Below are 12341 nucleotides of genomic sequence, written 5' to 3'. Positions count from 1 at the left end.
TTCTTAAAAATTAATTCATTTTCAACTTAAAAATTAGGAAAATTTCTCATAAAATCTCGTCGTGGATATGATTCCCATATACTATCTCCCAATTCTGAGGTTACCCTTACATCATTAGTTTTATCCAGCATATCATCTAGATTCTTTCGTAATTTGTTCAACAGTAATTCAGACTTAGGACATCCCACAAGATTATCCAGACAACCAGGATCGTGTTTAATATTATATAATTCTTCATAAGGTCTAAAACCAACAGTACGAATAAAATATTTTATGCCTTTACCTATATCTCTGTTCTGAATAAAATAATCCTTAGTTGGTGATTCGTCTATATCAAAATAGCCTGAATGAGGCTTAACCAACTTATTATCCGCAGTCAAAGGAGTCGGATCCCCTACCGGCCATCTCTCAGGATGAAAATTCCTTATATACAGATAATCACCTTTCCTAATACATCGTATCGGATATCCCCAATTATTATATCGGGAAGAACTATGCCTTTCTCTTCCTGAAAAAGCTACATTTTGTTTATGCTCTTCATGACTGATCAAAAAAGGCAACAAACTTTCTCCTGGCATGTGACTATACTTTGAAAAAGCAACCCCTGCAGCATCCAATATGGTAGGAGCAAAATCAATTGAACTGATAATTACATCTGTATTTTTCCTCTTTACTCTATCTCCCCAACAAATTGCCAATGGAACATGTATACCCGCATCATAGCATGTAGCCTTAGCATTTGGGAAAGGCATACCATTATCTGAGGTCATGATAATCAATGTATCATCAAATGCATCATTTTCTTTTAAAAATTCAATAATTTTCAGAACTTGAGAATCAAGCCATTCTATCTCTACTGCATAATCCAATAAATCCCCTTTCACAACCTCATCATCAGGTAAAAATCCTGGAATATTCACATTTGTAAGCAATTTACCTTCTTTCCTCCAAGAATTTTGTTCAAATCCACGATGTGGTTCATTGAAACCAACCCAAAAACAAAAAGGCTTATCCTTTCTCGCATTATTAAAAAAATTTTTAAAGTTCTCTACATAATCAATAGCAGATATACCTTTATAGGGAGGCAATAACTTCTTCTGATTAAAAACCTTCCCAGCCGGATTCCTACTTCTTCCTTTCCAGTCCCCAGGTCCCCACCCTTTACCTGTATAACCGACACTATATCCTTGTTCTTCCAATATATCTGCATAACAAATAATATCTTGAGGGAAATAAGAACAATGAGTTCCAGCCTCCCTTATTTGCCATGGATACATTCCAGACAAAATAGATGCCCTAGAAGGACTACTTCCTGGAGAAGTTACATAAGCATTTTGAAACAAACAACCTTGCTTTGCAATAAAATCAAAAGCTGGGGTATTTACAAATGCACTCCCATAGGCCGAACAATATGGGAACGACTGGTCGTCAGTAATTATAAACAAAATATTAGGGCAATTATTTTCAACTGAATTCCCTCTTAAAGGTATAGAGAATCCTCCCCCAAGCACTAATGGAACAAATATCTTTATAAATTTTAAATCACTCATATTTTCAAAAATTTAAACTCATACTTATTTTACCAATGTTACACTAGGTCCTAAATAAGAACGTTTCATTCCACCAAAATCAATTACTATCTTCTGAACAATCATACCAGGATCTGCACAAATTACTTTTAAAGTATGTATCCCAGGATTTCCCACATTCATCGTAGCCCCATTAATAGAACTATTCTGAAATACATTCCTCCTCCATTGGCCTGAATATTCTTTCTCTGAAGTAGTCATCCATTGTACCATTCCATCATCAATCATAATACCGAAACGTGTATCATGTTTGGAATCAACAGGGAACAAAGGTAAAGCATAAACATAAACAGTCGCTTTTCCCCCATTAAATGTATAAAAATCATATTCAGCTCTTGGACTTCTATTAGTAAACCACATATTAGGAACAGACTGTGTAGCTTCACCCAACTGTACACAATCATTTTCATAGCCTAGCCCCTTTACTGAAGTAATTTTAATACCGCTGTTTTCTATCTTACGATGGAATTTTCCCGCATTTATAGAAACACAACCATTATCCTCCACATATAAACCCTTTAAATCATTTACTGAAGGATAAATCGGATTGAATACAGGAACATAAATAGTCTCAGTTTTATAATCTGATACTAAGACTATCTCTCCTACAATTTTTTCACCTTTAGGCACCTTATTCCAATCTACAGAAAAAGCAATTCGTTCCTGCAAATCCACCTTGCCCGATTTAGTTTTCATCTGAATCCAATCATTCTTGACCAAAGCCTTCCATGAAAAAGCTTGGCAACCTTTATTATATAATTCAATAAACAACTCTTTTTCTATATAAGGATTCATTGTTGGCAATATATTCAGATTCAATCCACCAGCCATATAATCCTGACCAGGAATAAATATCTCCATATCTCCTTTCCCTATTGTTTTATACAATTCAACAGGCGGCATATTTTGATACTCCCCATTCCATCCGGGAGATACTCTCATCATGTGATTCCACTTACCATCAAGCAATGAATTATACTTATTAGTATAATAATCCAAACTATCATGATAAGCTTTTACCTTTTCCGCATACAAATTCGTAGCAGCGCGTTTCTGACGAGCATACCATCGGTTCTTTTGAGCTGTCAACATTTTCTTATTCATTAAATCTGCCCCCTTCACTGGATAAAATACCAATTCATAAAAAGCAGCCTTGTAAACTTCAGGTAATGACTCCAAAATTCGCTCACTCTTTGTAGCAATACGATTGTATTCTCTTATACGATTCTCTGCTTCATTATAATTAACAAAAGAAAAATCTGTGTCTATAACACGTTCACGTTGCTGATAATTATTCCACAAGAATCCCCATCCCATAGCTTCAGGCTTATGTTGAAAACCTAAAAGATAATAAGTATTCATTATATCCTTCAGTTCCTCTTCATATTCCCGACCAAAAATAGAAGTCAAATACTGCGCATTAAAATCATAGGCACTTTCAAAATCAAATTGCTCAATATCCCACGCCATATCCAAAAAAAACTTCATTCCCAATTCCCCAGGCTTAATATCTCCAACATTTAACAACCAATAGCGATTAGCTCCTGTATTATAAGCCTTTCGCATTTCTTCATATATTAATGTAGAAGGAGTTGTATTCAGCCATAAATAGTCATGTGGCTCTCCACAGTAAGAAATATGATAATATACTCCAGAACCACCTTTTCGCTTTTGCTCATCCTTATTACTCAAGCGCTTTAAATATCCAAAATTATCATCCGGCCAAACCAATGTTACATATTCCGGCACTTTAAGCCCCTTTTCATAAATATTCATAACTTCTTTATAAGGAACAAACTGTTGCGGAATAGAATCTATATCCTTATTAATATGTTTGGCAAGAATATCGCGCTGATCCCTTAATACTTCCTCAACAATACTTACTTCTTTCTCTTTCGGAACTCCAACCAGCCCAGAATCATGTATTCCACGCATAGCTAAAGTGTAAAAATTTTCATAAATACCATTCTCTGCTATACGTTTATCCAGAACTTTATTAATACCATCCTTATTTGTCATATAATTCCACTCTCCCATCGTTTTAGGGAACCATTCTGTCACATTATTGAACAACAGAGGCTCACAATGAGAAGAAGTCATAACAATGCCATAATTATCTGCAACAACCTTATTTTCAGGGTATTTATTAAAAGCACCAGATCCCGGATGCATTGCAGGAGCCAGCATATTTCCTTTCATACGAAGAATCAGTTCACAAACCTTTGCATAAGTTTTTGGACCTATATCACCCAATTCCGGATCAAAAGTCTTAGCGGCCCATGGAGTAATCCCCCAGCCTTCATCATTTATAAAAATACCTCTATACTTCACACTTGGAGCTTTCGAACAATAATTTAAAGCTTCAATATACAAAGCATTCTGATGCTTTACTGGAACATCCGCCCACCAATATAATGGAGAAACTCCAATTGCTTCAGATAAAGTAAAAGTACCATAGGCAGTGCCACGACGGTCACATCCAGCTATAACTAAAGCACGTTTAACCCCTTCTATTGGAGACTCTACAACTTTAATAATAAATTGTTCCCAGCCATTCCTGATTAAAGAAACATCCAATTTCCCTGATTCGACCAGTCTATCAATAATCTTATTAGAGCCCAATGTACCAATCACAACAATTTGATCTTCTTTAGGAAAAATGGAAGAGAATACTGTACTTTTTATTCCTGTCACTCTCTGAATATCTTCTGAAAACAAATCTGAAACAATCTTTACCACAGTGAAATCAGAGGCATCCACATAAATATTACATGCTTTTCCATTTGCAAATAAAGAAAAATCCGATGAATTCTTCTGAACATTGCTTACTTTAATCTGTGCGAACACCGAAGCCTCACATAAAAGCAACAAAAAAACAAATATTTTTCTCATTTTTAACAAATTATTAATCCACTCTTTCCGTGAAACAAAAAGCAAGTATACAACGATTCATTCCACCAATATAAACCTAATAATAAATGGAACAGGAGAACTAACAAGAGACATCTCCCGTTCCAAATCAACAATCAATATCTATACAACCATTAATAACCAGGATTTTGCTCTAATTTTGCTCCAATATTAGCTTCAATTGCTGATTGCGGGATAGGCCAAAGATTATAATGTTTTTGCATTCCAACTCCATCACCATTAGTCTCTGGATTAGCATAATAAGGATTACATTTCATTACACGGTCATACAATAATCCTGTACGCATCAAAGTTAACCGGCGTTTCTCTTCAATGCCCAGTTCTCTCATACGTTCATCCAAAATATAATCCATATCAACTTGTTCCTCTTGAGCCATAATTGCATGAGCGCGTGTTCTTACCTCATTAATATCTTTCACCGCCAGATCTTTCCTTCCTAACTTTAAATATGCTTCTGCTCGGAGTAAATAAGTTTCAGCCAAACGAAACATATACTGATCTGTAAATGTAGTACCCGCAATACTTTTTAATTTCCACGTCTCTTTATTTTCATATAATTCATCTGGATGGTTATAAGGTGTTGTACACTTCGTTTGATAAGCATAAAGATAACGTCCGGGAATTGTCGTACTACCAGGACCTACTTCCAAACCTGCAGGAGGATTCTCTACATCAATTTCGGTAATCCCTAAAGCTATAACATCAGGATTCGAGACTTTAAATTTTCTCACAAAATTATGTTCAGCATTTCGCATATCACCTGTAAAATCATCTTCCCAAATTGTATTACTAAAATACTTAGTAGAAACTCCCCAACCAATACCTCTACCACCGGTATAATCACCACATGGCCAGTTCGTAAAAGGCATATAGACCTTTCCATTAATTGTTAATTTAGCCAATCCTGTATGAGGAACACAATTCCTTTCCAACATATAGTTACCCGTGACTTTCAAATCTGTAGTTGAACTACCTCCTCCTGGAAGATCCGTTTCAAACTGAATAACCCAAATTCCTTCTGTATTACCAATACCTCTATTTTGATTATTCCTACGGAATAAATCCCAATACACATCTCCTGGTATTTCTGTAGATCTTGAACCAAAACGATTTTTCATTAAGCCAAGTGCTGGATTATCTATAACCTTAGTTGCCGCATCTTTTGCTTCTTCATTCATATCTAAAGCTAAATATATTTCAGACAATAAATGATAAGCTACAGGGGAGGAAATTTCTCCATCTTTTACATCCACTATATCAGGAAGATTTTCTGCTGCAAACTTCACATCTTCTTTTGCTTGCTCTAAGGTTTCCACTCTAGTTGAACGAACATAATCAGTTTTGGGTATCTGTACCTCATGCAATTCCAAGGGTACTCCCCCATATAAATAAGCCAAAGTACGATATGCAAAACCACGGAAAAAGCGAGCTCTAGAAATAAAAGAACTCTTCCTTTCATTAGAAAAGCTTGAAGCCTCCGCACGATCAATCACTGTATTAGATTCAGCTATTAATTTATATAGATTATTCCAATGAATTCTTGGAATATTACTAGTGGGATCATATCCTGCAAGCATATTTCCATGTCGGGAATATGTTCCAGGTTCACCATCAAATATAAGATCTGTACCATAAATATAATCAAAAGGCTTTGATTCATTATAGCCATAAAATTCATAACGAGTAAGATTATATAATCCATTTATAGCCATCTCGAAATCAACTTCTGTTTGAAAGGCATTAGAAGTACTCATAAAATCTTCAGGATTTTCTCTCAAAAAGTCACTTTCATTACAAGCTGAAAAAATGCAAGCTAGTAACACACTTAAAGCAATATACTTTTTCATATCAAATTCAAATTAAAGTGTTATATTCAAACCAAATGTAAAACTTTTCATTACAGGAAGTCCATAATAACCAGATCCTGCTTCTGGATCCCATCCCTTCCACTTGGTAAAAGTGAGCAAATTCTTACCACTCATATAAATATTTATATTATCAATGCCAACAACACGCATCCAAGTCTTAGGTAAATTATATCCTAATGTAACATCCTGCAAACGAACAAAACTACGTTGTTGATAATTTGTTCCTGCAATTGCAGGAGCAGCAATCGAACGGGCATATGTTGCATTCGGATTATTCGGAGACCAATAATCTGTAGCTAATTCGCTTATCCTATTCCAACGAAGATCATTTGCATTTCCACGATTAAGAGTCTCGGAGTTTTTTTGCATATAACCATTTTTTCCACCTTGCACAGAATTTATGAAGAAACTAAACGTTAAATCCCTCCATCTAAATTTATTCATAATGCCAAAACGATACGCCGGATCCTTATAACCTAAAATAACTCTATCATTTACATCAATTTTTCCGTTCTCATCTGTATCAACAACTCTGTAATTACCTGGATGGTATCCATTCGGTATATCATCATTTAATTGCCAAATTCCATCAATCTGATAATCATAAATTGCAGATGTCGATTCTCCAATAAACAAATTACTTGAAACTAAGTCATCTTCATAACCATCGCCATCATCATCCCTTCCTAATAATGATTTTATTTCATTACGATTAGCTGAAATATTAAATGTAGTAGTCCATTCAAAATCAGGAAGTACAAAATTGCGAGAAGTAATTGTTAGTTCAACTCCCTTATTACGAATCTTTCCAATATTAGAACTAACATTACTAAAACCAGTTATTGTTGGAATTACCATATCATAAAGTAAATCATGAGTTGTTGTATTATATAATTCCAATGAGCCAGTCAAACGATTCTTAAACAATGAAAAATCTAAGCCAACATTAAAGCCTTCAGTTTTTTCCCATTTCAAATCCCCATTACCCATCGCTTCAATTTGTTGAACAGTTTCAGTAGCCCCGCCATCGCCAAAGACATATCCAGGTTCAGTTTTAACCTTAGCCAAAGATTTATAACGAGAAGTTTGATTACCACTAATTCCCCATCCACCACGAACTTTCAATTGGTCAATCCATGAAATTTTAAACCATTTTTCTTCTGATAAAATCCAACCTAAGGCTACAGAAGGAAAAACTGCAGATTTATTATTTTCAGCAAATCCAGAGAACCCATCCCTACGTACTGTTGCTGTTAATAAATATTTATTCTTATATTTATAATTCAAACGGAACATCTGATATAATAACGCTTCGCTCCAAGCATCAGAAGAGGCAAACTGATCTTTCCCTAATTCTAAACTATTAAACCCCAAAGACAAACGAGAAAATTTTTGGGATTTCGCTTCCGTATAATTCTGCTTACGTTCACTTGCTCCATAAAGGAAAGTAGCAGCAATACTATGGTCTCCGAATTCCCCATTATAATTCACAATATTATCAAATGTCCAATCATAATATTCTGTATGCTGCTTATAAGCTTCTCCATTTAAACTAGCACCATACTCACTTGCCTGATAATGCTCATCAATACGATAATTGTTACCAAAATTAAAACGATAGGTTAATCCCTTAATCGGTAATTGAACTTCTGCATAAATATTAGCAAAGAAATAATTATGCCGTTCACGATCATCTACATCTGACAACATAAACGGATTTGTATCCAGCGTATTGAAAGGATAAGGAATTATTTTACCTTCATCATCATAAATTCTACATAAAGGATTTTGAGTCACCAAATCCCATATATCAGGTTCAGCTCCATCTTTATTTACAAATGAGCCAAAAGCTTGAACCCCCGTCTTCAGCCAGTTAAAAGGTTTAACATCCAGATTTATGCGAATACTATTACGCTTAAATTCATCATTTAGCATAAATCCTTTTTGACTAGTATTAGCATACGAAATCAAATAAGACATTGCATCTGTTCCTCCAGACAAACTCAATTTATTTTCCCACATGGAGGCATTAGAAGTTCCTTCCTCCCACCAATTTGTATCATATGGAACTATCCCATCGGGAGAATTTGTATCCAGCATAACCGCATCAGGCAATTTACTGGCTAAATCGAAGTTCGGATTAGGAGTTTTATAGTCTGGGCCCAAATAAGCCTCATCATACCAAAACTCACGCGTAAAATCCAAATATTCTTGACGATTCATCGGACGAAGATTCTTTGTCGGAGAAGACGTGGTATAAGCTGTAGAAAAATCGACCTTTGTTTTACCAGATTTACCACGCTTAGTAGTTATTAACAAAACACCATTGGCCGCCTGAGCACCATATACAGCTGTAGCACTAGCATCCTTTAACACATCAACAGATTCAATATCATTAGGATTAATAGAGGCAAGAGAACTATTATAAATTATTCCATCTAAAACAATCAACACATTTTTATTACCCGATAACGTATTTTTCCCTCGAATGGAAACCTCCGGTGTAGCACCTGCAGAAGTTATTTGTCCAACATTTAATCCAGGAATTGTTCCTTGTAAAGACTGGAGAATATTGGTATTTGGGGCTTTTTCAAAATCTTTTATATTTGCACTAACAACAGCTCCCGTCAAATCAGACTTTTTCATTGATCCATATCCAACAACAACAACTTCATCCAACATTTCATTATCAGGAGTCATTAAAACATTTAATATTGTTTTTCCCTCAACAGCTAACGTTTGTGACTTATAACCTATATAAGAAAACTCTAAAACATCATTTTGACTTACATCCAATATAAATTTTCCATCCACATCTGTTACAGTGCCCACCTGTGTTCATTTTATCAAAATACTAACTCCAATAAGAGGCTCATTAGTTGTCGCGTCTGTAACAATACCAGACAATGCCCGCTTATTTGATTGGTGTACAATCAGAGTTTGAACTTCCTCATTCATCGAACTTGCCATCGAAGGAACTAATCCAACGCCTACGCAAAATAAGCAACTCATTAATTTTGTTTTCATACTAATTTAAAGTTAAAATGAATCGATTCAAAAGTAGTTCATCAAAGAGAAAAAACATGATACAATACATTCTATTTATAATAAAATAAATTCAAAACCTAAATACTTTATATATACACTTATGTATGCAATTACTATTCTATTTTTTAAGAATATTATTGCATTTCCCTATATTCCACCCTAAACATTAGAAATGAAAATAGACCTTCCATATCATTTATCTACCCCAAAATCTTTAGGTAACATACCGAATTGTTTTTGAAAACATTTTGCAAAATAGGATGGCGTATTAAAGCCAACCATATAACAAACCTCATTAATCTTACAATTTCTTTCCTTCAAAAGTAAAGCTGCTTTTTTTAATCGTTCTATACGAATATAGTCATTAGGAGTTACATCAAGTATTCCTTTTATTTTACGATTTAAACTAGAGCGACTCATGCATAACTGATCTGCCATATCCAACAAACTAAAATCAGGATTCTGAATATTGGCCTGTACAATTTCATTTAATTTTTTCAGAAATTCTTCATCAGCCTTAGTAATTGCCATACTATTAGTCTGCACAAAAGGAGCGTGAACAAAGGTTGCTTGTAACTGTTCACGATTCTTCAATAAATTCGAAATACAAGCTTTCAGGTATTCCATCGAGAAAGGCTTTTCTACATACGCATCGGCCCCCGCCTTCATTCCTTCAATCTTTGATTGCAAAGTAGTCTTTGCAGTCAATAGAATAACTGGAATATGGCTATAATCCAGATTAGACTTTATTACATCACACAATTCCAATCCATCCATTTCAGGCATCATTATATCCGAAAGAACCAAATTTACAATAGAATCCTGCAAAATCTTCAACGCTTCCACACCATTGGACACAACAAATACTTTATAAGATTCAGCCAACTGCTTCTGCAAAAATTTACGCATTTCAGTATTATCCTCTACTACCAACAACGTATAACGGAAAGAATCTGACTGCGAAAGCGGTTCCAGAACATTCGAATCTACGGCGAGAACAGGCTCTTCATCTTCTGTATGAGACAAATTTAATATCTGTTCATGACACAATGGAAGCTGAAGAATAAAACGGTTACAATCCAATGCTTCATCCATCGATAATTTTCCCCCATGCAATTCAGCTAAAGAACGAGCCAATGCAAGTCCAATACCAGTACCTTGCACATGAGTATTTTCTTCATGATACTGCTTAAAAGGCTTAAAGATCTCTTCACGTTCATCTTTCGGAACAATCACCCCATCATTTTCTACAGACAGAATTAATAAATTCGAAGATTTGTCCAAACGCAATTTCACACAAATATAAGTATCCGAATATTTAATGGCATTGGTAAACAAATTACTTATAATCTTCGTAAATCCCTCCTTATCGACCGAAGCATGTAAATCATCTATACTTTCTATCGCAAACTCCAAGCCTTTCTCCCGGGCAAGAGGAGTAAAACGTTTATAAATAGCTTGTAAAAGACCTGATAAATTATAATCCATAAAATTTAATCTGAAGCCTTTTGTTTCCGTCTTGCGAAAATCAAGTAACTGATTCACCAAGTCCAGCAAACGATTGGTATTCAAATCCATAATTTCAAGGTCATCTTTTATATTCTCATCCAGATGAGCAGAAGCCAGCACATTCTCTAAAGGACTTTTTATCAAAGTCAAAGGAGTACGTATTTCATGTGCCACATTAGTGAAAAAATCTATTTTCGCCGTATATAATTCACGTTCTTTTTCATATTTCAAGATTTCCATTGCTCGCAAATGCTTCTTTTGACTTCTTTTCCTGAAGTAGTAAAAAGACATCATTACAGATAATATTAACAATATACTATAAATAATATAAGCAAACCAAGAAAGATAAAAAGGAGGATGCACATGTATTTTTAAGATACGTTCTTGAGGACTCCATATTCCATCACTATTTGCCCCCCTAACTCTTAACATATATGATCCATAAGGCAAATTAGAATAGCTAATCTTTGACTCCCCTCTCTCCAAAGTATACCATTCCTTATCATATCCATCTAACTTATAGATTATAATATTTGATAAAGGAGCTTGATAACTCAACACTGACGCCCTCAAAGAAAAAGAATTCTGCTCCGCACTCAACTCTATTACATCTGAATAAGTAATACTTTTAAAAATAGGAGAACCCTCTATAGCTATTGGAGAACGCTTATTAAATAAGAAGAAATCGGTTAGCACCAATGGCGGAACTTGCTTATTTTCTGCAAATTCAGAAGGATTAAAAGCAATAAACCCATCAATACTCCCTAAATAAATTATTCCCTCATTATCTTTAAATCCTGATTGATAATTAAATTGGTTACTAAGTAGCCCATTAGCGGTCGTATATATATGTTTAACACCTGTTTCCGGAAGAAAAGAAACCAAACCTTTATTCGTTGTCAACCATAACTTCCCCTTATTGTCCTCTACTATTTTATACACAATATTGCTAGGAAATCCATCAGACATATCATAACAAATAAAATTATCTGTCTCAGAACAAAAACGACAAAAACCAGCTCCTTGTGTAGTAAACCATACCCGTTTATGACTATCTTCAAAAATACTAATTACCTTATTATAAGGCAAGGAAGTACTATCCCCTGGAATCCATGTATAATGTTTCCAACGGTTTTGAGGCAAATCATAACAAAAAACACCATCCGAATAAGTTGCCATCCATAATTTTCCATAACTATCTTCCAAAATATCATATACAAATATACTTTCCAATTCTTTCACACGTAAAAAATCATCCGTTGAACGATTATATCGTAACAAACCAGAAGTTGTACCAATCCAAATATCGTTTGTACTAGTCTTACAAATAGAAAATATATTATCAGAACTTAATGTATTAACTGCATCGCCTTTACTATAATGTTTCAAAGTTTTT

At 34.6% G+C, this 12341-nt stretch carries 6 protein-coding genes; all 6 read right to left on the bottom strand.

Features of this window, described 5'->3' with window-relative positions:
- Positions 1-26: 26 nt before the first annotated feature.
- On the bottom strand, positions 27-1550 hold the full coding sequence (locus tag WKT20_RS16295) for a sulfatase family protein (protein ID WP_340417723.1): 1524 nt from the start codon (positions 1548-1550) through the stop codon (positions 27-29).
- 24 nt (positions 1551-1574) lie between these two features.
- Positions 1575-4481 (bottom strand): glycosyl hydrolase 115 family protein, encoded by a 2907-nt coding sequence (locus tag WKT20_RS16290; RefSeq protein ID WP_118165938.1) that lies wholly within the window; start codon positions 4479-4481, stop codon positions 1575-1577.
- Between the two features lie 152 nt (positions 4482-4633).
- Positions 4634-6367: a RagB/SusD family nutrient uptake outer membrane protein gene (locus tag WKT20_RS16285; protein ID WP_118165937.1), complete on the bottom strand. Its 1734-nt coding sequence runs from the start codon at positions 6365-6367 to the stop codon at positions 4634-4636.
- Between the two features lie 12 nt (positions 6368-6379).
- On the bottom strand, positions 6380-9220 hold the full coding sequence (locus tag WKT20_RS16280; protein ID WP_340417722.1) for a SusC/RagA family TonB-linked outer membrane protein: 2841 nt from the start codon (positions 9218-9220) through the stop codon (positions 6380-6382).
- Between the two features lie 6 nt (positions 9221-9226).
- Entirely contained in the window at positions 9227-9415 is a 189-nt protein-coding gene (locus tag WKT20_RS16275) for a hypothetical protein (RefSeq protein WP_340417721.1), read from the bottom strand.
- 213 nt (positions 9416-9628) lie between these two features.
- The coding region (locus WKT20_RS16270) for a hybrid sensor histidine kinase/response regulator transcription factor (protein ID WP_340417720.1) at positions 9629-12341 on the bottom strand (2713 nt) is incomplete at its 5' end.

Source organism: Phocaeicola sp. ICN-14070, from assembly GCF_037892625.1.
Taxonomy (GTDB): domain Bacteria; phylum Bacteroidota; class Bacteroidia; order Bacteroidales; family Bacteroidaceae; genus Phocaeicola; species Phocaeicola plebeius.
The sequence above is the reverse complement of the archived record's forward strand: the minus strand, read 5'-3'. Positions and strand labels throughout refer to the sequence as shown.